Genomic DNA, 26,368 nt, shown 5'->3' on the forward strand with positions numbered 1-26,368 from the left:
GAGGGCGTGAAGAAGCCCGACCCGCAGGTGGAGATCGTCGTCGACCTGGATGCCATTGCCCACAATGTGCGAATCCTGGCCGAGCACGCCGGAGACGCCGCGGTCATGGTCGTGATCAAGGCGGACGGGTACAACCACGGTGCGGTCGAGGTGGCGCAGGCGGCCCTGGCGGCGGGCGCGCGGGAACTCGGCACCACCACGGTGGGCGAGGCGGTGGAGCTGCGGGCCGCGGGGATCACCGCACCGATCCTGTGCTGGCTCAACACCTCCGACGCCGACTACGCGAGTGCCATCGCCGCCGATATCGAAATCGGCGTCTCCGCGCTCACGCAGCTCGAGGGTGTAGCACAGGCGGCGCGGCAGCTCGGCCGGACCGCCACCGTGAGTCTGAAGGTGGACACCGGGCTCAACCGCAACGGCATCCCCACCGCCGAATTCCCCGAGGTGCTCGACCTGCTCGGGCGGCTGGTCGCCGAGGAGACGGTGCGCTTCCGCGCCATCTTCTCCCACCTCGCGCTCGCCGACGAGCCGCAGCATCCGGTCAATGACATGCAGCGCGAACGGTTCCTGGAATTCATCGCCACCGCCAAGGAGCACGGCCTGCAGCCGGAACTGGCGCACCTGGCGAATTCCGCTGCCGCACTGACCCGTCCGGACCTCGCCTTCGACATGGTGCGCCCCGGCATCGCCGTGTACGGCCTGTCGCCGATCCCGGAGCTATCCGATTTCGACCTGCGCCCGGCCATGACCTTCCGCGCCAGGGTGCTCCGGGTGAAGCGGGTCGCGGCGGGGGAGGGCGTGTCCTACGGCCACGAGTGGATCGCCGACCGCGACACCACGGTCGCCCTCGTTCCGGCCGGCTACGCCGATGGCGTGCCACGCCTGCTGGGCGGCCGATTCTCGGTGGCGCTGGGCGGCGTCCGCTACCCGCAGATCGGCCGGGTGTGCATGGACCAGATCGTGGTGGACCTGGGCGAGAACGAAGCCGGGGTCCGGGCGGGCGACACCGCGGTGCTGTTCGGTGGTGAGCCCGGTCACCCGCACGCCCAGGAGTGGGCCGACACGCTCGGCACCATCAACTACGAGATCGTCTGCTACCCCCGCGGCCGCGTGGTCCGTACCCACGTCGGCGGTGACCGGTGACCGATCACCGCATGCTCGCCACCGTCGAGGACACCGAGGCGCTGGGCCGCGAGCTCGCCGAACAGCTGCAGGCCGGGGATCTGGTCATCCTCGACGGCCCGCTGGGCGCGGGTAAGACCGCGCTCACCCGCGGCATCGCCGCCGGGCTGGGTGTCGAAGGACGCGTCAGCTCACCGAGTTTCATCATCGCCCGCCAGCACCGCGCCGGAACCCACCCGGGTGCGGTGGCGCTCGTGCACGTGGACGCCTACCGGCTCGGCGGTGACCTCGACGAACTCGACGCCCTCGATCTGGACACCGATCTCGACCACGCCGTGGTGGTGGTCGAATGGGGTCTGGGCGTGGCCGAACACCTGGCCGATCGCCATCTGCGCGTGCAGCTGCGCCGCGAACCCGAGTCCGACGTGCGCACCGCCGAATGGGAGTGGGTGTCGGGAAAATGACTTCGCGGTTTTGATTGTGCCGAGTGTCACAGCCCGAGGCCATTGCGATGAGGTTCGCGGCCCGTCTCGTTCTGGACTGCGCTCCGCCTCCCCGCGCTGGGAGCGGACACGGGAGCGAACGGCTCCATAGACCTGCGCCTTGGAGGAGCGGAGGGAGGGAAGAACGAGACCTCCAGGGCCGCGAACCCCGCCGGAGCGAAGCGGAGGCAATTAGACCAGTATCGTAAAGACAATCATGCTGATATTGGCTGTCGACACCGCGACCCCCGCCGTCACAGCGGGACTGGTGGAACTGGAACCGGCGCAACCCGGGTCGAACGCACCGCAGATCACCACGATCACCGCCAAGGTGACCGTGGACGCTCGCGCGCACAACGAGGTGCTGACCCCGCAGATCCTGGCCTGCCTTGCCGGATCCGGGCGTTCCCGTGCCGATATCGCCGCTGTCGTGGCCGGTGTCGGGCCAGGACCGTTCACCGGACTGCGCGTCGGCATGGCCACCGCGGCCGCCTTCGGTGACGCACTGGGCGTTCCGGTGTATGGGGTGTGCAGCCTGGACGCCATCGCTGCCGACACCGAGAGCTATCTGCGCGAGAGCGCCGACCCGATCGAGCTGCTGGTCGTCACCGACGCCCGCCGGCGCGAGGTTTACTGGGCGCGCTACCGCACCGCGGCCGGGGGCCGGACGCTGACGCGGTCCGAGGGGCCCGAGGTCAGCAAGCCCGCCGATCTGGATCAGGCCGCCGCCACCGTGATCGCCGGATCCGCTTCGCACGTCGACTATTTCGATCTGCCGGTGCTGCCGGTCGAGACGCCGTCCCCGGCGGGTCTGGTGCGTTGCGCCGCCGCCGAGATTCTGGCCGGCGTCGTGCCCGCGCCGCTGGTGCCGCTGTATCTGCGCCGCCCCGATGCCGTCGAGAAGAGTTACGCGCAGGTGGGCCGATGACCATCCGCATCGAACCGATGCGGCCTGCCGACGTCTCCCGCTGTGCCGAACTCGAGCAGGTGCTGTTCCCGGAGGACGATCCCTGGCACGAGGTTTCGTTCCTGTCGGAGCTGGCCGGACCGCACAACCGCTACATCACCGCGCGCGACTCCGACGGCCGCATGATCGGCTATGCGGGCATCGCACTGCTCGGCACCGCCGAACATCCCGAGGCCGAGGTCCACACCATCGGCGTCGATCCCGCCGAGCACCGGCGCGGTATCGGCACTTTGCTGTTGGAGGCGCTGCTGCTGGAGGCCGGCCGCCGCGGCGGGCCGGTGTTCCTCGAGGTCCGCACCGACAACGCGCCCGCCATCACGCTGTACGAGAAGCACGGCTTCCACATCATCGGGTTGCGCAAGAACTACTACCAGCCCAGCGGGGCCGACGCGTACACCATGCGGCGACCCGCCATGGCCGGCTTCCCGCAGGACGGATTCACCACCGACGCCGAGGTCTCGTCATGATCGTCATGGGTATCGAAAGCTCCTGCGACGAAACGGGAGTCGGCATCGTGCGCCGACGGCCCGACGGCAGCTGCGAACTGCTCGCCGACGAGGTCGCCTCCAGCGTGGACCAGCACGCCCGCTTCGGCGGCGTGGTGCCCGAGATCGCCTCCCGCGCACACCTCGAGGCCATCGTGCCCGCCATGCGCCGGGCGCTGGCCACGGCCGGCATCAGCAAGCCGGACGCCCTCGCCGTCACCATCGGCCCCGGTCTCGCGGGCGCGCTGCTGGTGGGCGTCGCGGCGGCGAAAGCCTATGCGGCGGCCTGGGATATCCCGTTCTACGCGCTCAACCACCTGGGCGGGCACGTGGCCGTGGACACCCTCGAACACGGTCCCATGCCCCCGGCGGTCGCGCTGCTCGTGTCCGGCGGGCACACCCACCTGCTGCAGGTCACCGATCTCGCCCACCCCATCACCGAATTGGGCAGCACGGTCGACGACGCCGCGGGCGAGGCCTTCGACAAGGTGGCCCGCCTGCTCGGCCTCGGCTACCCGGGCGGGCCGGTGCTGGATTCCATTGCCACCGAGGGCGATCCGAACGCCATCGCCTTCCCGCGCGGCATGGCCGGCCCCCGCGACCCGCGGTACGACTTCTCCTTCTCCGGCCTGAAGACCGCCGTCGCCCGCTATGTCGAAACGGCGCAACGGGAAGGCCGCGAGCTGCCCATCCCGGATATCGCCGCGTCCTTCCAGGAGGCCGTGGCGGATGTGCTCACCATGAAGGCGGTGCGCGCGGTCCAGGACACCGGCGTCGACACCCTGGTGCTGGGCGGCGGCGCGACCGCCAACTCCCGCATCCGCTCGATGGCCGAAGAACGCTGCACCGCAGCCGGTATCACCCTGCGCGTCCCCAAGCCGCGCCTGTGCACCGACAACGGCGTCATGATCGCCACCCTCGGCGCCCACGTGATCGCCGGTGGCGCAGAGCCTTCCGAACTCACCGTCGCCACCGACCCTGGGCTCCCCGTCTCCACCAGCCACCTGTGAATCCAGCCACCTGTGAATGCCGCCTGCAACAGGTCGTGAGCGGGCTGGCGAATGCCGAGGCGGCAACTGATTTCGTAACGCTCGGGGTAACTCATCGGGTACGTCCGAACTCGGTTCGGCACCCAACCGCCGGCACGGGTACGCGACCGTCAACGGTTTCAAGTGGCCGCTGAAGTCTCGGGGAGGCGGGGGAGTGTGCCACCGCCGTTCGCGGAGCCCGAATCAGTGGGCGTGCGCGGGCGTGACCGAGATATGCGGCTCCGATTCGGCCGGCGGCAGAGTGGTGCCGAGCAGCGGGCCGAGCAGGCGGGAGAGATCCGCTGGGAACGGGATCTGGGGTAGGTCGGGATCCGGGCGCAGCGGCGGCTGCTGGGCGGTGCTGCTGGGCGCGACGGGGGCTCCGCCGGCCGAACCGGTCAGGGGCAACGGAACGGCGGCCGTGGTGCGGCGCTGGGTGGTCGTGGTGGAGCTGCCCGACGGACCCGTCGACGGGGTGGTCTGTGGGACCGACTGCTGCGGGCCGGTCGTGGAGGGCGAGTAGTGGGTGTTCTGCGGCTCGGGCACGACGAATTCCTTGACCCCGTACCCGACGATCAGACCGACCACCACGATCGCGCCGGCGAGCGTGCCCGCCACCTTGGTGAAGGTGCCGATCGACGCGTCCGAGCCTAGGCCGATCACCGGGAAGGCGCTGCTCGGCGTGGTCGAATCCGCCACCAGCGCCGCGCCTTTCGCGATCGCGGCCTCCGGCTCCGGCACGGTGACGACCGGCACGTCGAGCTGGCGCTCCAGCCCCACCACCATGATCGGCACATTGGCGCCGCCGCCGATCACGGCGACCGCCTCCGGGAACTTCGGGGCGCGTGCGAACACGGCGCGCGCGAATACCGCCAACTCGCGTAGCAGGTCGGCGACGATCTCCTCGAAGTCCACCCGGGTCAGCTTGAGCGGCTGCCCGGCCACGTGGTCGATGGTGACCGCCGGAACCACCGACAGGTGCTCCTTGGCGGCGCGGCTGCGGTTGAGCAGAATGCCCCGGTTGGGGCGGATGCCGCGGCGGGACAGGTGGCAGTCCAGCAGGTGCCGCAGGATCAGCTCGTCGATGGCGTTGCCGCTGATGGCGGTGGTGCGCTCGGTGCGCAGCACGGTGTCGTCAGCGTGGTCGGCCACGGTGACCGTGGTGCCGGTTGCCCCGATGTCGATGATCGCCACCGTGTTCCAGCGGTCCAGCAGGCCGGTGTGCCGCAGATAGGCCAGGGCCGCGGTGCTCTCCGGGATGAGCTGTACGCCGTGCCGCTGCCGGCCGATCGCCGAGCGGATGATCTGGGCCTGCTCCCGGTCCCGGTAGGCGACCGCGATGTCACCGGGCGGGGCCGAGCCGGGCTCGCGGTGGCCGTTGCCGCGGGCGACCGGATGGGCGCCGACCGGATGCACGCTGTCGCGCGGAATCTGGGTGGTCATCAATTCGATCGAGGACGCCACCAGATCACCGAGGTCGGAGTGGGCGGTATCGGCCGTCACGACCCGGTAGTCGAAGTTCTGGGCGCCGTTGGGTGCGGTGACGACCGTCGCCGAGCACACCACCTCGCTCCCGGCGGAGATACCGAGGGATGTTCGCATGTTCACCTCCCTTCGAGCGGATGGTCCGGGTGGAGGCGACCATCTCGAACGGACTCCGGACGCGCCCAACGGGTGGCGGACGTCTCCGAGCTTCGGATCGCGGCGGGCCCTTGCCCGATGGGGCATCCGGACCTGCCACTGATCACTTGCGGTCTTGCTCTCTTCTCGAGCCCGCGCGCAGCGTTGCCACGCGGTCGGCGGGGTGAAGCAGTTGTGAAACTCTCGACGGTGCACGTGGCGGGACCGATTCGGTCTCGTCGCGTGGCCGACGTCAATGGTGTCACAATCCGTTATCCGAACGTTACAGATTTTCGGATTTCTTTGGAAGACCTCAGATTCCCGGGCCGTCGTGTCGGCGAGTCGTGTTCAATTTGCCCTCCGCTTCGCTCCGCGCGGGTTCGCGGCCCAAGGCGCAGGTCTATGGAGCCGGTACCTCGGCCTTTCCTCCTCCGCTCCTCCAGGGCGTAGGTCTATTGAGTCGTTCGCTCCCGTTTCCGCTCCCGGCGCGGGGAGGCGGAGCGCAGTCCGGGCCGAGGCGGACCGCGAACACTCGGTGGTCAATAGGGCAGCCCCTTACCTTGAGCGCTGGCACTCGCATGTATAGAGTGCTAGTTGGCACTGTCAGTGCTCCGGTGCCAGCTGATGACTACTGGGCAGGGGTCCCGGCACCCGCGACGACGGGGCTGATTGCACAGGGTCACACACATGACCGAAACCGTGAGTCCGGGGAACAGCCCCGGACGCGACGAATCCCCTGAAAGTGGAGGGCTCAACGTGGCGAGCGTGAACATCAAGCCGCTCGAGGACAAGATCCTCGTCCAGGCCAACGAGGCTGAGACGACGACCGCCTCCGGCCTGGTCATCCCCGACACGGCGAAGGAGAAGCCCCAGGAGGGCACCGTCATCGCCGTGGGCCCGGGTCGCTGGGACGAGGACGGCGAGAAGCGGATTCCGCTGGACGTCAAGGAAGGCGACGTCGTCATCTACAGCAAGTACGGCGGCACCGAGATCAAGTACAACGGCTCGGAGTACCTGATCCTGTCGGCTCGCGACCTGCTGGCCGTCGTCACCAAGTAGGAACGCTCCAACTCTCGGGGCTCGGGCCTCCGCCTCCCCGCGGCCGGGCTTCCCAGAGCACCGAGAGACACCGCCCCGAGTCGCAGCTGCCAATACAGCAACCGGCCCGGGGCGGAGTGCGTTCCGACCCAACTCATTTCAGGAGTAGGTACATGGCAAAGCAGATCGAGTTCGACGAGAAGGCTCGCCGGGCGATGGAGCGCGGCGTCGACAAGCTCGCCGACGCCGTCAAGGTCACCCTGGGCCCGCGCGGCCGGCACGTGGTGCTGGCCAAGGCGTTCGGTGGCCCGACCGTCACCAACGACGGCGTGACCATCGCCCGCGACATCGACCTCGAGGACCCCTTCGAGAACCTGGGCGCGCAGCTGGTCAAGAGCGTCGCCACCAAGACCAACGACGTCGCCGGCGACGGCACCACCACCGCCACCGTGCTGGCGCAGGCTCTCATCAAGGGTGGCCTGAAGAACATCGCCGCAGGCGCCAACCCGATGACCCTGGGCAAGGGCATGAACAAGGCCGCCGAGGCGGTCGCCGCCGCCCTGCACGCTGTCGCGACCCCGGTCAACGGCGAGAAGTCCATCGCGCAGGTCGCCACCGTGTCCTCGCGGGACGAGGAGATCGGCGCGCTGGTCGCCGAGGCGCTGACCAAGGTCGGCAAGGACGGCGTCGTCACCATCGAGGAGTCCTCGGGTCTGCAGACCGAGGTCGCCATCACCGAGGGCGTGCAGTTCGACAAGGGCTACCTGTCCCCGTACTTCGTCACCGACCCGGAGACCATGCAGGCGGTCTACGAGGACGTGTGGATCCTGCTGAACCGCGAGAAGATCAGCTCCCTGCCGGACCTGCTGCCGCTGCTGGAGAAGATCGCCGAGTCGGGCAAGCCGGTCGTCATCATCGCCGAGGACGTCGACGGCGAGGCGCTGTCCACCCTGGTGGTCAACGCGATTCGCAAGACCCTCAAGGTCGTCGCCGTGAAGGCCCCGTTCTTCGGTGACCGCCGCAAGGCGTTCCTGGACGACCTGGCCATCGTCACCGGCGGCACCGTGGTCAACCCGGACCTGGGCATCACCCTGCGTGAGGCCGGCCTGGACGTGCTGGGCAAGGCCCGCCGCGTCGTGGTCACCAAGGACGACACCACCATCGTCGAGGGTGCCGGCTCGCAGACCGACATCGACGGGCGAGTTGCCCAGCTGCGCAAGGAGATCGAGAACACCGACTCCGACTGGGACCGCGAGAAGCTGGAAGAGCGCCTGGCCAAGCTGGCCGGCGGCGTCGCCGTCATCAAGGTCGGCGCGGCCACCGAGACCGAGCTCAAGGAGCGCAAGTACCGCGTCGAGGACGCCGTCGCGTCCGCCAAGGCCGCGGTCGCCGAGGGCATCGTCCCCGGCGGTGGCACCGCCCTGGTGCAGGCCGCGTCCACACTGAACGCCCTGCGCGACTCGCTCTCCGGTGACGAGGCCGTCGGCGTCGAGGTCGTGCGTCAGGCCCTGCTGTCGCCGCTGTTCTGGATCGCCAGCAACGCCGGCGTCGACGGCGCGGTCGTCGTGTCCAAGGTGTCCGACGGCAAGAATGGCTTCAACGCCGCCACCCTCACCTACGGCGACCTGGTCGCCGAGGGTGTCATCGACCCGGTGAAGGTCACCCGTTCCGCAGTGGAGAACGCCACCTCGGTGGCCCGCATGGTCCTCACCACGGAGTCCGCGATCGTCGACAAGCCGGTCGACGAGCCCGCCGACGCCCACCACGGCCACGCCCACTGACCCAGCCCGGCTGACGTCAGCTCAGGCCCCCGGACAGCCCGCTGTCCGGGGGCCTCGCCGTCTCCGAATCCCAACCGCGCCACCCACTATCGTCCGGCGCAATCCGGCCGTCGGCGTGACTGTGCCACGCCCCGCACTGCCATGATGACGCCCGGACTGCCATGGTCGCGTCCGGACTGTATTGCGCCACTGTCGTTTTCGGGCCGCCATGCCCTCTTCGTCGCGGAGGCGAATGCCTCGTTCCATGAAAGTTCCAATGCCCGAACCGAATCCGACTGTCGCGCGCTCTCGGTCCGGGCATGCCGGCCCGCAGCGGTTTTCGGGTCCGGGCTGTCAGCGCGCCGGGGAGATCGTCACCGTGGGCCCGGGGTAGGAGTCTGTCGGTGACGGCGTCAGCCAATTCGGGCCCAGTGGCACGGAGACGGGCGGGAGCGGGATGGCGGGGGATGGGTCCCGGAGATCGCCCGTGTGCGGGTCAGCGACGACGTAGAGGCCCGCGAGTACCAGGGTGACAGCTGCCACGCCCGCGAGGGCACGGCGGTAGGAGCGGATGAGGATGCTGAGGAGTCGCATACAAATCGGGTCTTTACGGCAAAGCATGCAGCCGAAACCGGTCAGGCGACCTGAATCGGCGGCATGCAAAGGACCTCGCGGGCGTGACGGGTTCTGGACCTCTTACTTCGGGAAATGAGCTCTCAGTCGTGGATCGGACTGGCGGAGCGGCCGTTTCCGTGGTGGAGACCGTGGTGGGAGCGGTGAATCGTGTTCGGCGGTGCCTGGTCTGTGGCTATTGCGGCGAGAAGGCGATCGCGGAGCGCGGGCGGTGGCGGTACGGCCACCGCGGACGCGGCCAGCATGATGGCTTCTCGGGTCTGCTGCACTTCCTGGGTGAAGGCGGCGTGCAGTACGGCGTCGTCGGTATCCAAAAGGTCCGCCACTGCGCGCTGATCTTCGTCGCCGATCGATCCGAGCGCGACAGTGTGCGCGAGATCGATCTGGCTTTCTTTCATCTCACGTCACTCCCAAACTTTTCTTGAGTCGTGTCAATCCATCCCGTATACGGGACTTAACGGTGGGCAACCCTACGCCCAGATGGGCTGCGACCTCGGCGTACGTGCGTCCGCCGAAGTACGCGAGGGAGATGGCTTCCCGTTGCGTCTCCGTCAACGTCGCCAGGCCGGCGAGCACCGCCTGCTGTTCCAGCCGACGCCCGACCTCCTCGGTGACCTCGTCGAACTCGTTGCCGAGAGTGCTGGTGCCGTACGCGACCTCGCGCAGGGCGTGCGCCTGCTCGGCCCGAACCCGGTCGACCGCGCGCCGATGGGCCAGCGTCATCAACCAGGTGACGGCCGAACCCTTGGACGGGTCGAAGTTGGCTGCCGTGCGCCAGATCTGGAGGTAGACCTCCTGGGTGGTCTCCTCCGCGTAGCCCGGATCATGTAGCACGCGTAGGACCAGGCCGAACACTCGCGCGCTGGTGCGGTCGTACAGCTCGGCGAACGCCTGCTGATTCGACTGCCCGCAACGCTCGAGGAGTGCGGCTAGTTCGAGACTTTCGGCTGCGCGCGCCGTCACCGCAGAGTCCACGCTGGGCGTTTCCGCCCCTCCGTCCCTCGAGCTCTGGAACGAGTTGCCCTCTGCGGCCGGCGGCCGCGCTGTCACAACGCTCCGTTCTGTGTCATCGGCCACGAGGGTAGCGTGCCGCTATAACCTCCTCTCGCGTGGGGGTATCGGCAAAGAGACTGCGGCAGAGTGGCTTTCCAGTTGCACCGAAACGTCGCATACGTGACATTCGAGACACGACGCGACGTGCCGACGTCGCCGACCCCTGGAGCGGTGCCGGGTGTTTGCTAGACATTCGGCACGCCATCGCTGTCGGATGGGAGGCATCTCGAGCCCACTCGGTCGTCGGTCTCAGCGACAGCGCAGGTGAACACCAGTCACGCGAGTTTGCCTGGAGCGCGGAACCGGTACGTCAGGCGACGATGCGCCGACGGTTGCGGCGGGCGTGTAGCTCGCGCTCGGTCTCGGACATTCCGCCCCAGATGCCGTAGGGCTCGCTGACCTTCAGCGCGTGCGACCGGCACTGCAGCAGCACCGGGCAGGACTTGCAGATCTCCTTGGCGCGTAGCTCGCGCTGGGCCCGGGCGCGGCCGCGTTCGCCATCCGGGTGGAAGAACACCGCGGAGTCCTGACCGCGGCAGGATCCGCGCATCTGCCAATCCCAGACATCGGCGTTCGGGCCTGGGAGGTGGGTCGGCATAGGCATGGTGAACTCCTCATGGTGCGAGCTCGTCGGCATTGTCGAGCGGTGCTGGTGGCAAACAGGTGGCCGCATCGCCGTGGCCCGGCGATCGCACTTCGTCGGCTCCGCAATTCGACACGACGCCAACGACGGCGATGACGTACGTTAGGTCGGACAACGAATTCGAGTCAATAGCTTCATTCGACTCGAGCCGAATACGTGCACATTAGAGAATTAACATCTTCGCTATTTACAAAACCGCCTGCCTGTGGTGATACTGATCGGTTGCCCAGTGCCGTGACCAACCTGTGATAGCCCATCCGACTGGTAGAAATGCCTGGTAGCAGCGGCTTTTCGGGGGTCGATACCTGTCACCTGATCTATGCAAGACTCTCGATCAGAGTGATCTCAGCCATTGGACATCTCGCGCTGAGTAGGGTAGAGATGGCCGATTCGCGGCCGTCAGGTTAATAGCGCGAAACGCTATACGAATTCCTTACGGGCGTGCTGGGCGATAGCGAGAACAGATTTACGGAGTGGAAACACAAAGACGCTTGCGAATGCTGATCGATAGCTGGAGGGCTGTGGTATGGCAGCTGCCCTCACTTGCCCCGGCACTGGTTACAGTGCGGCTGTGCCTGTGCTCGAAGTGAACTCCGAACTCGCCGACGCCGCTTTCGGCGCCCACCCAGAACGCGCTGCCATCGGGTTGCCGGCCGCCGCCGACGCCGCCGGATACTGGTTGCGAGCAGTCTCGCTCAGTGGAATCGGACGCTACGCCGCCGCGCGCGCCGAGCTCGGCCGCGCCCGCCGCGCGACCACCGACCCCGCGCTGCTGTCGCTCACGCACAGCACCGAGGCCTCGTTGCTGCGCCAGCTCGGCTGGCACGGCGACGCCGCCGTCGCCGACGGCCGCGCGGCCGCCCTGGCCCTGCCTGCCGTTGCCTGCGATATCCAGCACGCGGCCGCCCCCGACGCGACCCCGGCGGAAATCAGGCGCGCCGAAGCAATCAGGCGCGCCGAAGCGGTTTGCGATGCGTTGACCGGACTCGCCGCCGATGCTCTCGGCACCCTCCGCCCGGCGCTTGCCGCCCGGCTGCTGGATCGTTGCCGCAAATACCTCGACGTTCATCTGACCGATGCCGCGAGTGCGTGGCGCCCGCGTGTCCGACTGCACTGGGTGGCTGCCGAGACGGCGCTGTCGGCCCCCGGCTCCGGTTTGATCTCCGCCCCCGTGGCCGACCTGACGGCCGGCGGTCGCCCGGCCCCGGTCGATCCCGCCCTGGCACACGCCGAGGCCGCCCTCGCCCTCGCGGAAAACTCGCCCTCGCTGCGGCATCGAGTGAAATCCCGGCTACTTCTGGCCGCCGCCAGCGCCGCCGCGGGTGACCTCGACCGATCCCGGGCTCTCGCAACCGAAGTCGATCGCGCCTGCGCCGAACATGAGCTGCTTCCGCTGCGCTGGGCCTGCGCCATGCTCCGCTCCGGTGTCGAACCCGGAGGTGACGGCGCGATCCTGGCAGCCGAGTGCGCGCGGTTGCTGGACGCTCGCGGTGGGCGATTGCGTTCGGCCAGCGGCCTTCTCGGTCATCCCTGAGTGCCCCCCGGGACTTCCCTGAGTCGTCCCCGAGAACGACCCCGTAACGCCTGGCATGAATGCGCCAGCCGCTATTGTTGGACCGTTCCGCCCCTCCGCGGAAGCACCGGCTCTACCGCCGCCGTGCCACTCTCGAAAACGCCAGGAACAGCTCTGACGATGAACAACACGGGTGAGGAGTTGGATCCCGCAGTCGTCGCTGCCGCAGCGCAGGGCGACCGGGCGGCCCTTTCCCAGGTACTGGTGAGCATCCGCCCCCTCGTGGTGCGGTATTGCCGTGCGCGCATCGGATCGGCCGAGCGTGGCCAGCTCTCCGCTGACGACGTCGCGCAGGAGGTTTGTCTGGCCGTTATGACCGCCCTCCCCCGGTACCAGGATCAGGGTCGGCCGTTCATGGCTTTCGTCTACGGCATCGCCTCGCACAAGGTCGCAGACGCCCACAGAAATTCCGCCCGTAACAAGGCGGACGCCATGGCCGAAGTACCGGATGTCATATCCACCGACCAGGGACCGGAGCAGCGAGCTCTCGAATCCGAAACGAGCCGGCAGATGAACGCTCTGCTGGCGACCTTGCCGGAAAAGCATCGAGAAATCCTGATCCTTCGCCTGGTCATGGGTCTGTCGGCTGAAGAAACTGCAGTCGCCGTGGGCAGTACGGCGGGTGCTATACGAGTCGCCCAGCACCGGGCACTCGCGAAACTCAAGTCTCAAGTGGCGAGGGCAGGTGAAATGTATGGCTAGGGATGGCGAGCGCGGTCGGGGCGACTGGAAGGCGCGACCTGGATCGCAGAACAGCGGTCCCTACGCCGAGGCGTCCGGTGATACCGGGCCGGTGGACATTGCCGCGGTGCGACGCGACGATGCACTGATCGACGCCATCTCCGGCGATGGCCCCGTGCAGACGGGTACTTCGGAGGAGTATCAGCTCGCCGCCTTGCTGGCGGACTGGCGCGCGGAGATCGTGGCCGAGCCGTTGCCGGCCGGACCGGACCTGGATGCCATTGTCGCCGCGGTCAACCAGGAGATCGGCGCACGACAGGCCAGAATCGGCGCGTCGAATCGCGGGCGACTACGGCTCGTCCGGCCCATCCTGGGTGCGGCGGCGGCCATGGCACTTGTCATCGGCGGTCTGACGGCGTTCTCCTACAACGCGAGCCCCGGCGATCCGCTCTGGCGGGTCAAGGAGGTCGTGTTCAGTGAACAGGCGCAATCCACGGTCGTCTCGCGGGCGGACAGTGATCTGCAGCAGGCGCAGCAGCTCATCGCGCAGGGCAAGGCCGACGAGGCCAAGCCGCTGATGGAGCGTGCCGCCGACAATGCCTCCCAGGTCAACGACTCCGGCAAGAAGGACAACCTGACCGACCGCTGGCAGCAGCTGTATGCGGTGCTGCAGCAGAAGGCGCCCGAGGTGGCCAGTTCGCTGGCGTCGATCGCCCCGACCAGCAGCACCACCAAGGTGCCGGTCGTGACGACCACGCCGAATGAGCCGGTGCCGCCGGTGAATCCGCCGACCAGGCCGGACGGCAATCCGTCGACGACCATCGATTCGCGGGCGGCCGAAACCGCGCCGAGCCCGAATCCGGGCACCGGAGGCGGAGTTTCGACGGTGCCGGTCGTTCCGCCGGTGACCACCCTGCCGTCTCTGCCGCAGGAATCCGAACCGCCGGTGGTGCCGCCGACCGGTGGTGGCGGGAACTCGACGTCGGTCGCGGTTCCGGGCGGAGGCACCACCGGTGGCGGTACGACGGGTGGTGGCGTGCAGCCGACGCCACAGCCGCCGGTCGAAAAGCCCTCGGCCATCGTGCCTATCCTCCCGTCCACGATCATCGTGCCGTCCGGCGGCGGCGTGCTGCCGCCGGTTCCGATGCCGGGGACGCGCTAGACACCACCCGCTTCACCCGATCGTCGTGCGCCGATCGGGTTTTCACGTCAGCGGGGCGGAGCGGACTTCGCAGGACATACGAAAAGGGCCTGCATCCTTGGGATGCAGGCCCTTTTCGATGAATCAGACGTCGAACCCGTCGAATCCGTCGCCGTGCAGTGCCTCGTTCATGGAAGCGTCCGCGTAACCGCGGCAGTAGTCCCAGGTGACGTAGGCCTCGGGCGTCGGGTCGTAAGCGGGCTCGTGCGGTCGCACCGTGCCGTCCACCAGTAGCTGGAGGAGATTGGCGCGCAACATGTCCCAGTCGTGGTAGTGATCCTGTCGGCAGTCCTCGCAGCTGACCACGAGACCGCGGATGCCACGGTGGGCCAGCAGCGCCTCGTAGACCGCGAGGTCGGCGAGATCCTCTTCGACCGCTAGGCGCTCGTGAGGATCCAGCGGCTCCCCCGGCTCGATGGCATCGAGCGCGGCCGACGGGTCGGAGGGGTCTCCGGCGAACGGATCCGGCGGCAAGCCAGGTGGTAGATGGTCACGCACAGTCCCACGGTACGCAGAACCACCCCATGTGCGCCAGCGCTGAAGGGGATTTGCCCTCACTTCGCTGGTGGTGCGGCGCACAGTCCTCTCCCGGCGCGGCGCACTGTCTTGTCCTGCGGCGGGCCCAGTGTTGTCCCGGGCAGGCGCCGTGATGTGGTGGCAGCCGACACATTAATGGCACAGCCGACAAACCGCAGCGGTTGTGGCCGTCGATACGGCGCTGTCAGGTCCACTGACGCGGGGTCGGGCGGGGTGCGGCGTGGAATTGTCGAGCCGATACCATGGTTGACCAAAGGCCGGGTAGCAAACGCCGGCATTGCCATTCATCCATGCGTCCACCGGTGCCCGGTCCGGTGGATGTCGCCGAGGTCCAGGAGGGGTCGATCCGAATGAGCAGTCCCGTGACGGGCGAACGAAACGCTGGCCGCCCCCATACGGGCGGCGACGATCCCGACAAGATCGCCATGCTCGGCCTCACCTTCGACGATGTGCTGTTGTTGCCCGCGGCCTCGGATCTGATTCCGAGCTCGGTCGACACCTCGAGCAAGCTGACGCGTGAGATCTCGCTGCGCACCCCGCTGGTGAGTTCGGCCATGGACACCGTCACCGAGGCGCGTATGGCCATCGCCATGGCGCGCGCGGGCGGTATGGGCGTGCTGCATCGCAATCTGTCGGTGGAGGCGCAGGCCGCGCAGGCCGAGACGGTGAAGCGGTCGGAGGCGGGCATGGTGACCGATCCGGTGACCTGCCGTCCCGATGACACGCTGGCCGAGGTCGACGCCATGTGTGCTCGCTTCCGCATCTCCGGTCTGCCGGTGGTTGACGAGCGCGGCATGCTGGTCGGCATCATCACCAACCGCGATATGCGGTTCGAGGTCGATCAGGACCGCAAGGTCGTCGAGGTGATGACCAAGGCGCCGCTGATCACTGCCCAGGAGGGCGTCACCGCCGAGGCCGCGCTGGGCCTGCTGCGCCGCCACAAGATCGAGAAGCTCCCGATCGTGGACGGCAGCGGCAAGCTGCGCGGCCTGATCACGGTCAAGGACTTCGTCAAGACCGAGCAGTACCCGAACGCCACAAAGGACCGCGACGGCCGCCTGCTGGTCGGTGCCGCGGTCGGTGTCGGTGAGGACGCCTGGGCCCGGGCCATGACCCTGGCCGAGGTCGGCGTGGATGTGCTGGTGGTCGACACCGCGCACGGTCACCAGTCGGGCGTGCTGCAGATGGTCTCCAAGGTCAAGGCCGAGGTCGGCGACCGGGTGCAGATCGTCGGCGGCAATGTCGCCACCCGCGCGGGCGCCCTGGCGCTGGTCGAGGCGGGCGTGGACGCGGTGAAGGTGGGTGTGGGCCCCGGCTCCATCTGCACCACCCGCGTGGTCGCAGGTGTCGGCGCGCCGCAGATCACCGCGATCCTCGAGGCCGTGGCGGCGTGCAAGCCGCACGGTGTGCCGGTCATCGCCGACGGCGGTGTGCAGTACTCCGGCGACATCGCCAAGGCCATTGCGGCAGGCGCCTCGACCGTCATGCTCGGTTCGCTGCTGGCCGGTACCGCCGAGTCGCCCGGTGATCTGATCCTGGTGGGCGGCAAGCAGTTCAAGAGCTACCGCGGCATGGGTTCGCTGGGCGCCATGCAGGGTCGCGGCGAGGCCAAGTCGTACTCCAAGGACCGCTACTTCCAGGACGACGTGCTGTCGGAGAAGAAGCTGGTGCCCGAGGGCATCGAGGGCCGGGTGCCGTTCCGCGGCCCGCTGGATCAGGTCATCCACCAGCTGGTGGGCGGTCTGCGCGCGGCCATGGGCTACACCGGTTCGCAGAGCATCACCGATCTGCAGGCCGCCCAGTTCGTGCAGATCACGGCGGCGGGTCTGAAGGAGTCGCACCCACACGACATCACCATGACCGTCGAAGCTCCCAACTACACCACCCGTTCGTAGCCGGACATAACCGGCAAATGCCAACGCCCACAAGGTTCGCGGCGCGTCTCGTTCTGGACTGCGCTCCGCCTCCCCGCGCTGGGAGCGGACACGGGAGCGAAGCGGAGGAGCGGACGGAGGGAAGAACGAGACCTCCAGCGCCGCGAACCCACCCGGAGCGAAGCGGAGGGCAAATTAGACACAGGAGGACTGACGATGCGCGATATGGTCGAGATCGGCATGGGCCGGACCGCCCGGCGCACCTATGAACTGGACGATATCGACATCGTTCCGTCCCGTCGGACCCGCTCGTCCAAGCAGGTGTCGCTGTCCTGGCAGCTGGACGCCTACCGCTTCGAGATCCCGTTCCTGGCGCATCCCACCGACGCGCTGGTGTCGCCGGAGTTCGCTATCGAGCTGGGTAGGGCCGGCGGTCTGGGCGTCATCAACGGTGAGGGCCTGTGGGCCCGGCACGCCGATGTGGCCGCCAAGATCCAGCGGCTGACCGAGGTCGGCGAGAAGGAGGGCACCGAGGCTGCGGTGGCGCTGCTGCAGGAGCTGCACGCCGCGCCGATGCAGCCCGATCTGCTGGCCGCCGCGGTCGCGCAGGTTCGCGCGGCCGGTGTCACCACCGCGGTGCGGGTGAGCCCGCAGAACGCGCGGGCGCTGACCCCGGCGCTGGTGCAGGCGGGCATCGACCTGCTGGTGGTGCACGGCACCATCATCTCGGCCGAGCACGTGGGCGACGGTGAGCCGTTGAATCTGAAGACCTTCATCGCCGAGCTGGATGTGCCGGTGGTGGCGGGCGGCGTGTCCGATCACCGCACCGCGCTGCACCTGATGCGCACGGGCGCGGCGGGCGTCATCGTCGGCTACGGCTCCATGCAGGGCGCCACCACCACGGGTGAGGTGCTCGGCATCGGGGTGCCGATGGCCACCGCCATCGCCGACGCCGCGGCCGCGCGTCGCGACTACCTGGACGAGACCGGTGGCCGCTACGTGCACGTCATCGCCGATGGCGAGACGCTGACCTCGGGCCACATCGCCAAGGCCATCGCCTGTGGCGCGGATGCGGTCATGCTCGGCGTGCCGCTGGCCATGGCCCGGGAGACCCCGGGCAACGGCTGGTACTGGCCGTCGGCCGCCGCGCACCCGTCGGTGCCGCGCGGCGCGGTGCTGCCGTACGCCGTCGACGAGGAGCGCGTCCCGCTGGACCAGGTCCTCAACGGCCCCTCCAACGACCCGTTCGGTTCGCTGAATCTGGTTGGCGGCCTGCGTCGTTCGATGGCGAAGACCGGCTACAGCGACCTCAAGGAATTCCAAAAGGTCGGTTTGAACGTCCGCGCCTGACCGCAAATCACGGCCTAGCGCCCTTGCGCATTCACCCGAATGTGCAAGGGCGCGAACCATATCCGACGTCCGCGCTACCGGACTTCGACCGCTGACGAAGTTCTGGATCGGTCACTCCCCGTGCCTTCAGCGCACGGCTTGGGAGCTGTCGATGGTCGTGCACACGTGCCGGCGGTCGGGTGCCGAAACGATTGTGGACGTACCCGACGAGTTACCCGGATCGGTCCGAAATCAGTTGTCACCTTTGCGAACCGAGTCAACGGCTCCCGAGCTGGGCGCTGAAAGCGCGGGGCGGCGGGGGAGTCAACCCGCGGAGGAATTCTCGGACGGCAGTGTTGACGGCCACGGGGTGGGTCATGTTCACCGTCTGGCGGGCGCCTTCGATTTCGAGGTAGTGGGCATTGGGGAGGCGGTCGGCGAGTTCGCGGGCGTGGGAGCGGAGGACGCCGGAGCGGGTGGGGTGGATGACCAAAGTGGGGCAGGTGATTTCGGATAGTCGGTCCAGGACCGAGTCGCGGCCCAGCAGGGCGCCGGCGGCCACCTCGGTGGCATTGGGGTCGCGGGCGAGCCAGCGTTTCACCCAGACGGCGCGGTACCAGTCGTCGTCGCCGATGAGCCAGCGGGCGAGGTAGTCGGCGAGGGCGGGGCGGGGGCCGTCTTCATGCCATTTGTCTAGGAACCTACGGGCGTTGGTGAGTTCGGTCGGGGTGGGTTCGTGTGCGTCGCAAGAGAGCAGGACGAGGGCGGCGACGCGGCCGGGGGCCAGCAGCGCGGTGCGCAGGGCGATGAAGCCGCCCTGTGAAATCCCTCCCACCACGGCGCGTTCCGCGCCGAGTTGATCCAGTACGGTCAGCGCGTCCCGGGCGGAGGTCCAGTACGTGAACGGCAGCCCCTCGTCGCGGGTGCGGCCGTGCCCGCGCGCATCCCAGGTCACGATCCGGAACTCGGGTGTCAGCGCCGCCTGTTGCGACGCGAACATCGTTCGGTCCATGAGGAATTCGTGCCCCAACAGCACTACCGGACCTTCGCCCCCGCTGTCCTCGTAGTGGATCTCGGCATCGATCGCACGGGCGAATGGCACGAGGTAGAGGATAGCCAGCACCGGTGACAATCTGGCGAGCTTTCCTGCTCGCCGCGACGCTGGGTGCGGCCGGGCCCCGGCGTCCGGGCCGGACTTCCCCGTCGAAGGACGGAGGGCTCTACCGCCGAGCCGTCGCCGGGACTACGGTGCGGCCCGGCCGATTTCGCGATCCGGCTGGTCGGAATCGCCAGGGATGGGCCGGAAGTCCCTATCGGTGACCCACCCGACGCGAATACCGTCCCCGATGCCACCACTTCCGGGCCGGGCGGGCTACCGCATCCGAGGCCGCGGCGCACCCCGGCCCGGGGTGGAGGTCCACGGGGGCTCGATCGAAAGGTGACGACTGGTTTCGTGCCGGTCGGGGTAACTCGTCGGGTACTCCCAAAATTGGTTCGGCTCTCGACGCTGGCGCGGGTGCTCGAAGGCTGACGGCACCCGGCCGTCCGCCAAAGGCGCGGGGAGGCGGAACTGTGTCCTGTATCGCTCACTAGACTGTGGCCCGTGGCAGAAACCCAGCGACCAGTCCTTGTCGTCGACTTCGGCGCGCAGTACGCGCAGTTGATCGCGCGCCGGGTGCGCGAAGCGAGTGTGTATTCCGAGGTGGTTCCGCACACGATCACCGTGGAGGAGATCGCGGAGAAGAACCCCCTCGCGGTGATTCTCTCCGGCGGGCCGAGCAGCGTGTACGCCGAGGGCGCGCCGCAGTTGGACGCGCGGCTGTTCGATCTGGAGCTGCCGGTCTTCGGTATCTGCTACGGGTTCCAGGCCATGGCGCAGGCGCTCGGCGGAACGGTGGCGCACACCGGGACTCGGGAGTACGGCCGCACCGAGCTGAGCGTGGACGGCGGCATCCTGCACGGCGGCCTGCCGACCCGGCAGCCGGTGTGGATGAGCCACGGCGACGCCGTCACCGATGCCCCCGCCGGGTTCGAGGTGACCGCGACCTCCGCGGGCGCACCGGTCGCCGCGTTCGAGGATCGGGCGCGCAAGCTGGCGGGTGTGCAGTACCACCCGGAGGTGCTGCACTCGCCGCACGGCCAGCAGGTGCTGAGCCGGTTCCTGCACGAGATCGCTGAGATTCCGGGCGCGTGGACGCCCGCCAATATCGCCGACGCGCTGATCGCCCAGGTGCGGGAGCAGGTCGGGGACGGGCACGCCATCTGCGGTCTGTCCGGCGGCGTGGACTCCGCGGTCGCGGCGGCGCTGGTGCAGCGCGCCATCGGTGATCGTCTCACCTGTGTGTTCGTCGATCACGGTCTGCTGCGCGCGGGTGAGCGTGAGCAGGTGCAGCGTGATTTCGTCGCCGCGACCGGGGCCAAGCTGGTCACCGTCGACGCGGTGGAGAAGTTCCTGGGTGAGCTGAAGGGCGTCACCGATCCGGAGGAGAAGCGCAAGATCATCGGCCGGGAGTTCATCCGGTCGTTCGAGGACGCGGTCTCCGAGGTGGTGAGGTCGGAAGGCGAGACGGCGTCCGATGGGCGCTCCGCGCCGAAGGTCGAGTTCCTGGTCCAGGGCACCCTGTATCCGGACGTCGTGGAGTCCGGCGGCGGTGCGGGCACCGCGAACATCAAGAGCCACCACAATGTCGGCGGCCTGCCCGACGATCTGGAGTTCGCGCTCGTCGAGCCGCTGCGGCTGCTGTTCAAGGATGAGGTGCGCGCGGTCGGCCGCCAGCTGGGGCTGCCCGAGGAAATCGTTGCGCGCCAGCCGTTCCCGGGTCCGGGTCTGGCCATCCGCATCATCGGCGAGGTGACCCACGACCGGCTGGAGCTGCTGCGCCAGGCGGATGCCATCGCGCGCGAGGAGCTTACGGCCGCCGGCCTGGACAAGTCGATCTGGCAATGCCCGGTGGTGTTGCTGGCCGATGTCCGCAGCGTCGGCGTGCAGGGCGACGGCCGCACCTACGGCCATCCGATCGTGCTGCGCCCGGTCTCCAGCGAGGACGCCATGACCGCCGACTGGACCCGCCTGCCCTACGAGGTGCTGGAGCGCATCTCCACCCGCATCACCAATGAGGTGGCGGAGGTCAACCGCGTGGTGCTCGACGTGACGAGCAAGCCGCCGGGGACGATCGAGTGGGAGTGAGAACCTGTCCCGCCTCCCCGAGCCTTTAGCGGTCGGCTGAGCGCCGTCGGCGGTTGGGCACCCGTGCCGACGATTGGGAGCCGAACCGATGTCGGGCGTAGGCGAGGTACCCTCGTCGGCGCGAAATCAGTTGTCGTCTGGGCAACGAAAGGCCCCGCACCGGGAAAGGTGCGGGGCCTTCGGCCTTCTCGGAGGGCAGTTCCTCGAAGGGGTGCGCTACCCCGGCGAGGGGAAGGGGCAGCGCGGTCGGTCAGTCGCGGTTCTTTCTCGGGGTGAGAACCAGGACGATGCCGACGACAATGGCGGCGATCACCACGATCCAGCCCAGGGACAGGCCGCCGGAGACGGGCCAGAAGTGGGGGCCGACGAAGGCCCACACGCTCACGCCCAGGCCCAGCAGGCCGGCCAGCAGGAGTCCGAACGAGGGACGACGATTCTTGTTCCGGTTCTCAGCCACGGTTCACCTCCGCATTTCCCATCTGTACATCGACGGTCAGGTTCAGGACGGGACCCGTTGCCGGGCCGGACATTCCGCTCAGGCAATTCGAATCGCCCATGCGGACAGTGCATGTCGTATTGACGCGGAGGTTGGGCGGCAGCACCACGCGGGCGTCGCCCATGCGTACCTTCACGGCGACGTCACGGTCCTCGGTCAGCTGCAGCCTGCTCAGGTCGAGGGTGCCCGACCCCATGGTGACGTGGTACTCGGGCAGTAGCTCGGAAGTCGTTGCGGCGGTCCACCGGTGGTCGCCCATCGCGCCCTGATCGAATTCGATGGGACCCACCAGCGAGGCCAGGATGACGAATCCGGCCAGCGGCGCGAGCAGCACCATGAGGCCGTGGCCGCGACGCAGGAACGCGCCGATGATCAGTCCGAGCGCAATCACCGCGAGGGCCGCGGCCCCGATCCGGGCCGGGGTCATCCAGTCCACGCCCGAGGCGGCCACGGAACCCGCTGCGGCGGCGGCCAGGATCGCGAGGCCGATGGTGACCGCGGTCAGCCGGGAGCGAGGGCGGCGCGGGGGCGCCTGTACCGCGGTCTGCTGCAGTGGCATGCCAGGCTCGGGGAGCTGCCAGGCCAGCGGGGCCACGCCGAGCGGATCCCAGCCGGGCGGGGTGGGCCCGAAGTCGGGGGAGATCGGCGCGGGCCCGAATCCGGCCCGGGGGCGATCGGCGGCCGACGGAATCGGGTGCAGCACACGGGGTTCGCCGGTCTCGGGGATGGCGGGCGCCTGATTTCCGCCGCCGGCGTCATCGGCCGGTTCGGAGGGGCTGTCGAGGGCAGACATGGCAGGGCTCGGCTTGCTCATGTCGACCGGTGCCGCAGGACCTGCGCTGCCGGGCTGCCCGAAATCCGTCGCATCGCCGCGTTGTCCCGCGCCGGTCCGGCTCGAGTCGGTCGTCCCCGCAGGGCCGGCACCGGCGGCAGCCTTGCTCCCGGCGGATGCGTCCTGATTCGCGGTCCCGGTCCGGGCGGCGTCGGTCGGTTCTCCGGAAATGACCGGGCCCGAGGGAGATCCGGACTTCCGCACCACCACGGTGTCGGCCACGGAGGATGCTGGGGCGTAGCGGGTGTCGAGGACTTCGGTGACCGCGGTGTCCGGAAGGTGTTGCGGGGTAAGCGATTCCGGGTGCAGGACGGCGGTGTCTGCGTCGGGCGGATCGGCGCGGAGTACCGCCGTGTCGGCGTCGCCGGTCGGAGCGGGGTGCTGCACCGTACCGGGCTGCGACATGGGCTGGGCGGCGGCGGATTCCGGCGCGGGCGGCTGGTTGGGGTCGGGCTCGTAGTGGTCCGGGAGGGTGGTGTATGGGCCGTAGGTTTGGAAGGTGACCGCGTTGGCGCCCGGGTAGCCGGTCCAGTACGGGTTGGTGGTGCCGGGGTAGCCGGTATTGAGGCGGCTGTCGGCGGCCGTCTGGTCGAAATAGGCTGCGGGCGGCTGGGTTTGGCGCTGGTAGAGCAGCCACCAGCCGGCCAGCATGAGCGCGAAGCTGATGACACCGGACCCGCCGAGCCCGACGCCGACGGGTCCCATCGTGCTCACGGCGATCCCCAACGCCACCATGAGCACGATGGTCCGGGACGAGTTCTGCGAGGACTGGCCGCGGCCGAACAGCGATTCCGCCGGCGAGGACTGGTCGCCCGCCTGCGGGAGCAGCAGCCAGCCGAGCAGGTAGAGCACGATGCCCGCGCCGCCGAAAAGCGCCGACACCACGAACGCCACCCGCACCAGGACGGGGTCCACGTTGTAGCGGCGACCGAAGCCGACGGCCACGCCCGCGAGCGGTCCGTCCTTCGGGAAGCGCATCGGCCGGGTCTGCCACAGATCGTGAAGTTGATCGGAGAAGCCGGTACGCCCGGCGCTCTTGGACCAGTCGCTCGTTCTCGCCATGGCTTCCATCGTGCTGTTCGGCGTTGTCCGGGCGCATCGGGGATCACCCTGAATGGGTACCTGAACTTCGCCCCGGAGCCGTGCCCTACCGGCGGCGATGGGTTCGGTGCCGGGCCCTACAGGGTGATGGGGTCGCCGTATACCGCGCCGCTGCCGCCGTCGGGTCCGGAGTCGGCGCTGATGAGCGTGTAGGGCCGGATGGTGAGTGGTCCGCCGCAGCCGCTGACCATGAGGTGGAAGTCCTGGATCAGCAGTGTCCCGGTGCCGCCGTCGCCCGGCAGGTCCTTCTCCCCGGCGACCACGTCGGCGATCTTGCCGGGGGAGATGGAGATGTCGACGCCGACGCCGCCGGTGACCGTGGGCCCGACGCTGAGGTCGACGCCGGCGTGCGGGCCGAGTGAGGTGTCGAGTCCGGCAGTGGCGGTGACGGTGGGGTTGAGGTCGAGTTCCGGGTCGATGTGCAGCTTGGCGTCGATGTCCGCCTGGCAGGCCACGTAGTACCCGGTCTTCAGGTGTCCGGTGCCTCCGGCGGGGACGGTGCCATAGGAAGTGCTGTCCAGGAACACTTCTCGATTGGTCGGCATGCCGTTCAAGGGCGCGATCGGCCGGGCGTCGAGGTCGCGCTGTCCGACGGTGAATGTGAATCCGCTTGCCGTCGAATAGGTTTTCTCGTGCGGCGCGTAGGCCGCGCTCGCGTGTGCTGTGATCATTGCGTATCCGACGGCCGCCGCGACAGCCGTCAGTACCCGTGCGCCCTGCATTGTTCTCCCCGCGATCCTGCCCAAATCAACGGCACGCAGCGCGGGCCGTTGTCGATGATCTGCGGCGAATCTCCATGATCGCTGCGGGGTTCCTGGGAGTCGGCTGTGGGGATCAGCGGCATGCTCGAGGGCGTCTCGCAGCATGCGCCGCCCGGCGGCGTTGCGGTGACGTCCCAATCGCCCAGGGCGGGCATCGAACCCGCGGAGGCGGATCGGAAGCCCGGTTGTCAGCTCGCCTGCTGCTCGACCTCGCCGGAGTCCCAGCGCCGAGCCGCGCGGCGCAGCGCGCGCACATCGGAATAGCCGAGCCGCTGGGCCAGCGACGATTTGCTGATGGTCCCGTCTGCCTGCCGCGCCACCGTCTGCCGGGCGAGGTCCAGTTCGCGCCGCCAGGTTGTGCCGGATTCGGCCAGATGGCGCTGCAGGGTTCGCGGGCTCACGGTCAGGCATCGCGCGACGGCGTTCAGTGAGACATCGTCCGCACCGAGCATCTCCCGCAGCGCCCGCTGAACATGCTCGGGCCAGGAGAGCTTGTCGAGCAGCGGGGCAGACAGCGACTCCGCGTGCCCACGCACGATTTCCGCGAGTACCGGATCGGCGGTGCGCAGCGGCAACGCCAGGTCGCCGGCCCGCAGCGTCACACTGTCGAACGGGGCGTCGAAGTCGATGGCCGCGGTACCGAAGGCGTCGACGAACGCGCCCATGGCCCGAGGCGGCTTCTGTCGCAGGGTGATTCGAGCCGGTGTGATCGACGCCCCGGCGGCATGCCGGATGCGAGCCAGCGTACTGGCGTAGGCGGCCTGGATGGTCAGATCGGCGCCGCGCCCATCGCCGTCGGTCATCTCCAGCACCGTGGTGTACTCGCTGTCGCTCGCATCCCGAGCCGAGCTGTAGTGGTGATTGGTGGCCATCAGTGCGCCGCTGCGCCGCACTGCGGCGAGCCCTTCGGCGACGGTGGCGGCCGTGCTGAACAGGTAGTCGAAGATGCCGAATCGGCCGATCCGGTACGTCGCGGCGATCCGCAACCCGACTTCCGGTGCGTCCTGGCGGAATTCGGCATGCTCCCACAGCCGCAGGTAGGCGCCGCTGGACACCATGCCGTGCTCGGTGGTCAGCACCGACTGCGGCAGGCCGGCGTCACGCAGCAGCATGCGCGTATCGACTCCTTCACCCGCCGTGTTCAGTACGCATCGGGCCAATACTGCGCTATAGGCGGGCACCGAATCGAACACCTGATCATCGTAAGCGCTGACCGGAATCCGACGCCCAGGTCACGCTGTCGGCGAAATCGGTGGCGGATCGGCTTCGCTGCGGCGGCGGCCGGCCGAGGATGACGCATTCGGTTCCCTTCCCGACATGAACGGTCCTTCCGCGAGTCACCTCCGGTCGGCAACGCTGAGGCGGTGTCAGAGACTACGACCGGGCAACCGCGGCGGCTGGTGGTGGGAATCAGCGGAGCGACCGGAATCGCCTATGGCATCCGGGCACTGGAACTTGCGCGCAAGGCCGGGGTGCAGACCCATCTGGTGGTGACTCCCGCCGGGCAGCAGACAAGGGCCTACGAAACCGGGTTCAGTGCAAAGGATCTCGCGGCCATGGCCGACGTGGTCTATCGTCCCGCCGACATCGGGGCGGCCATCGCATCGGGCTCGTTCCGGACGGCGGGAATGCTGGTGGCGCCGTGCTCGATTCGAACACTGTCGGCTATCGCCTACAGCAACGGTGACAACCTGCTCACCCGCGCGGCGGACGTGACCCTCAAGGAACGGCGCCGGCTGGTGCTGATGGTGCGCGAAACCCCGCTGACACTGGGCCATCTGCGCGCGATGACCGCGGTCACCGAATCCGGCGGCATCGTGATGCCGCCGGTGCCCGCCTTCTATCTGCGCCCCGACAGCATCGACGAACTGGTCGACCACACTGTCGGCCGGGCGCTGGATCTGTTCGGCATCGATCTACCGGATATGCCCCGCTGGGGCGAGTGACACCTCCTCGAAGGAATCA

General features: G+C 68.7%; 24 protein-coding genes and 1 pseudogene. 15 read left to right on the top strand and 10 right to left on the bottom strand.

All coding sequences use genetic code 11. The features are described from left to right. The first annotated feature begins 6 nt into the window (after positions 1-6). From alr to tsaD, 5 genes are all read left to right on the top strand, one after another. On the top strand, positions 7-1,143 hold the full coding sequence (gene alr / locus ABZ909_RS08705; RefSeq protein ID WP_356997101.1) for an alanine racemase: 1,137 nt from the start codon (positions 7-9) through the stop codon (positions 1,141-1,143). A gap of 11 nt (positions 1,144-1,154) precedes the next feature. Continuing rightward, entirely contained in the window at positions 1,155-1,586 is a 432-nt protein-coding gene (gene tsaE / locus ABZ909_RS08710; RefSeq protein WP_356997320.1) for a tRNA (adenosine(37)-N6)-threonylcarbamoyltransferase complex ATPase subunit type 1 TsaE, read from the top strand. A gap of 235 nt (positions 1,587-1,821) precedes the next feature. Further along, positions 1,822-2,532, top strand: coding sequence for a tRNA (adenosine(37)-N6)-threonylcarbamoyltransferase complex dimerization subunit type 1 TsaB (gene tsaB / locus ABZ909_RS08715; protein WP_356997102.1), 711 nt, complete (start codon positions 1,822-1,824; stop codon positions 2,530-2,532). Further along, the gene (gene rimI / locus ABZ909_RS08720) at positions 2,529-3,038 is read left to right on the top strand and encodes a ribosomal protein S18-alanine N-acetyltransferase (protein ID WP_356997103.1); all 510 of its coding nucleotides are present in this window, start codon (positions 2,529-2,531) and stop codon (positions 3,036-3,038) included. The genes tsaB and rimI overlap by 4 nt, the downstream gene beginning before the upstream one ends. Continuing rightward, the gene (gene tsaD / locus ABZ909_RS08725) at positions 3,035-4,066 is read left to right on the top strand and encodes a tRNA (adenosine(37)-N6)-threonylcarbamoyltransferase complex transferase subunit TsaD (protein ID WP_356997104.1); all 1,032 of its coding nucleotides are present in this window, start codon (positions 3,035-3,037) and stop codon (positions 4,064-4,066) included. The genes rimI and tsaD overlap by 4 nt, the downstream gene beginning before the upstream one ends. Before the next feature lie 222 nt (positions 4,067-4,288). On the opposite strand, the gene ABZ909_RS08730 is transcribed toward tsaD, so the two are convergent. Further along, positions 4,289-5,686: an Hsp70 family protein gene (locus ABZ909_RS08730; RefSeq protein WP_356997105.1), complete on the bottom strand. Its 1,398-nt coding sequence runs from the start codon at positions 5,684-5,686 to the stop codon at positions 4,289-4,291. A gap of 774 nt (positions 5,687-6,460) precedes the next feature. Here ABZ909_RS08730 and groES point away from each other — a divergent pair. Further along, the gene (groES, locus tag ABZ909_RS08735) at positions 6,461-6,763 is read left to right on the top strand and encodes a co-chaperone GroES (protein ID WP_033086015.1); all 303 of its coding nucleotides are present in this window, start codon (positions 6,461-6,463) and stop codon (positions 6,761-6,763) included. 152 nt (positions 6,764-6,915) lie between these two features. Continuing rightward, positions 6,916-8,523 (top strand): chaperonin GroEL, encoded by a 1,608-nt coding sequence (gene groL / locus ABZ909_RS08740; protein WP_356997106.1) that lies wholly within the window; start codon positions 6,916-6,918, stop codon positions 8,521-8,523. Positions 8,524-8,856: 333 nt separating this feature from the next. On the opposite strand, the gene ABZ909_RS08745 is transcribed toward groL, so the two are convergent. Beyond that, positions 8,857-9,096: a hypothetical protein gene (locus ABZ909_RS08745; RefSeq protein ID WP_356997107.1), complete on the bottom strand. Its 240-nt coding sequence runs from the start codon at positions 9,094-9,096 to the stop codon at positions 8,857-8,859. Positions 9,097-9,254: 158 nt separating this feature from the next. On the opposite strand from ABZ909_RS08745, the gene ABZ909_RS08750 reads away from it, so the two are divergent. Beyond that, a complete protein-coding gene (locus ABZ909_RS08750; protein WP_356997108.1) occupies positions 9,255-9,560 on the top strand; it encodes a hypothetical protein in 306 nt (101 codons plus the stop codon). On the opposite strand, the gene ABZ909_RS08755 is transcribed toward ABZ909_RS08750, so the two are convergent. Both ABZ909_RS08755 and ABZ909_RS08760 read right to left on the bottom strand, forming a co-directional pair. Continuing rightward, complete coding sequence (locus ABZ909_RS08755) at positions 9,535-10,110, bottom strand: sigma-70 family RNA polymerase sigma factor (RefSeq protein WP_356997109.1); 576 nt, start codon at positions 10,108-10,110, stop codon at positions 9,535-9,537. The two genes, ABZ909_RS08750 and ABZ909_RS08755, sit on opposite strands and share 26 nt — an antisense overlap. A gap of 388 nt (positions 10,111-10,498) precedes the next feature. After that, a complete protein-coding gene (locus tag ABZ909_RS08760; RefSeq protein WP_040855647.1) occupies positions 10,499-10,792 on the bottom strand; it encodes a WhiB family transcriptional regulator in 294 nt (97 codons plus the stop codon). 610 nt (positions 10,793-11,402) lie between these two features. Between ABZ909_RS08760 and ABZ909_RS08765 the strand changes: the two genes are divergently transcribed. The 3 genes from ABZ909_RS08765 to ABZ909_RS08775 all read left to right on the top strand — a co-directional run bounded on the left by ABZ909_RS08765 (position 11,403) and on the right by ABZ909_RS08775 (position 14,247). Continuing rightward, entirely contained in the window at positions 11,403-12,365 is a 963-nt protein-coding gene (locus ABZ909_RS08765; protein ID WP_356997110.1) for a hypothetical protein, read from the top strand. Positions 12,366-12,524: 159 nt separating this feature from the next. Next, positions 12,525-13,106: a sigma-70 family RNA polymerase sigma factor gene (locus tag ABZ909_RS08770; RefSeq protein ID WP_213557917.1), complete on the top strand. Its 582-nt coding sequence runs from the start codon at positions 12,525-12,527 to the stop codon at positions 13,104-13,106. Next, positions 13,099-14,247, top strand: coding sequence for an anti-sigma-D factor RsdA (locus tag ABZ909_RS08775; RefSeq protein ID WP_356997112.1), 1,149 nt, complete (start codon positions 13,099-13,101; stop codon positions 14,245-14,247). The genes ABZ909_RS08770 and ABZ909_RS08775 overlap by 8 nt, the downstream gene beginning before the upstream one ends. 123 nt (positions 14,248-14,370) lie before the next feature. Here ABZ909_RS08775 and ABZ909_RS08780 read toward each other — a convergent pair whose 3' ends face one another. Then, positions 14,371-14,784 carry a DUF5319 domain-containing protein gene (locus ABZ909_RS08780; protein ID WP_029923780.1) on the bottom strand — a complete coding sequence of 138 codons (414 nt, stop codon included), beginning with the start codon at positions 14,782-14,784 and terminating at the stop codon, positions 14,371-14,373. Positions 14,785-15,173: 389 nt separating this feature from the next. On the opposite strand from ABZ909_RS08780, the gene guaB reads away from it, so the two are divergent. Together guaB and ABZ909_RS08790 are read left to right on the top strand one after the other, a co-directional pair. Next, on the top strand, positions 15,174-16,718 hold the full coding sequence (guaB, locus tag ABZ909_RS08785) for an IMP dehydrogenase (RefSeq protein WP_356997114.1): 1,545 nt from the start codon (positions 15,174-15,176) through the stop codon (positions 16,716-16,718). A gap of 195 nt (positions 16,719-16,913) precedes the next feature. Further along, positions 16,914-18,047 (top strand): GuaB3 family IMP dehydrogenase-related protein, encoded by a 1,134-nt coding sequence (locus ABZ909_RS08790; protein ID WP_356997116.1) that lies wholly within the window; start codon positions 16,914-16,916, stop codon positions 18,045-18,047. A gap of 256 nt (positions 18,048-18,303) precedes the next feature. Here ABZ909_RS08790 and ABZ909_RS08795 read toward each other — a convergent pair whose 3' ends face one another. After that, positions 18,304-19,128, bottom strand: coding sequence for an alpha/beta hydrolase (locus tag ABZ909_RS08795; RefSeq protein WP_356997118.1), 825 nt, complete (start codon positions 19,126-19,128; stop codon positions 18,304-18,306). 501 nt (positions 19,129-19,629) lie between these two features. Between ABZ909_RS08795 and guaA the strand changes: the two genes are divergently transcribed. Further along, positions 19,630-21,213, top strand: a complete 1,584-nt coding sequence (gene guaA, locus ABZ909_RS08800; RefSeq protein ID WP_356997120.1) for a glutamine-hydrolyzing GMP synthase — start codon at positions 19,630-19,632, stop codon at positions 21,211-21,213. Between the two features lie 250 nt (positions 21,214-21,463). On the opposite strand, the gene ABZ909_RS08805 is transcribed toward guaA, so the two are convergent. From ABZ909_RS08805 to ABZ909_RS08820, 4 genes and pseudogenes are all read right to left on the bottom strand, one after another. After that, complete coding sequence (locus ABZ909_RS08805) at positions 21,464-21,670, bottom strand: hypothetical protein (RefSeq protein WP_356997121.1); 207 nt, start codon at positions 21,668-21,670, stop codon at positions 21,464-21,466. Between the two features lie 1,474 nt (positions 21,671-23,144). After that, positions 23,145-23,603: pseudogene (locus tag ABZ909_RS08810) on the bottom strand (PspC domain-containing protein); the annotation flags it as partial. 116 nt (positions 23,604-23,719) lie between these two features. After that, positions 23,720-24,313: an MspA family porin gene (locus ABZ909_RS08815; protein ID WP_356997123.1), complete on the bottom strand. Its 594-nt coding sequence runs from the start codon at positions 24,311-24,313 to the stop codon at positions 23,720-23,722. 278 nt (positions 24,314-24,591) lie between these two features. Then, on the bottom strand, positions 24,592-25,596 hold the full coding sequence (locus tag ABZ909_RS08820; protein WP_356997125.1) for an AraC family transcriptional regulator ligand-binding domain-containing protein: 1,005 nt from the start codon (positions 25,594-25,596) through the stop codon (positions 24,592-24,594). A 171-nt stretch (positions 25,597-25,767) separates the two neighbouring features. Here ABZ909_RS08820 and ABZ909_RS08825 point away from each other — a divergent pair, with 171 nt between their 5' ends. Beyond that, a complete protein-coding gene (locus tag ABZ909_RS08825; protein ID WP_356997127.1) occupies positions 25,768-26,349 on the top strand; it encodes a UbiX family flavin prenyltransferase in 582 nt (193 codons plus the stop codon). Positions 26,350-26,368 lie beyond the last annotated feature (19 nt).

The sequence above is a fragment of the Nocardia sp. NPDC046763 genome, from assembly GCF_040645495.1.
GTDB lineage: Bacteria > Actinomycetota > Actinomycetes > Mycobacteriales > Mycobacteriaceae > Nocardia.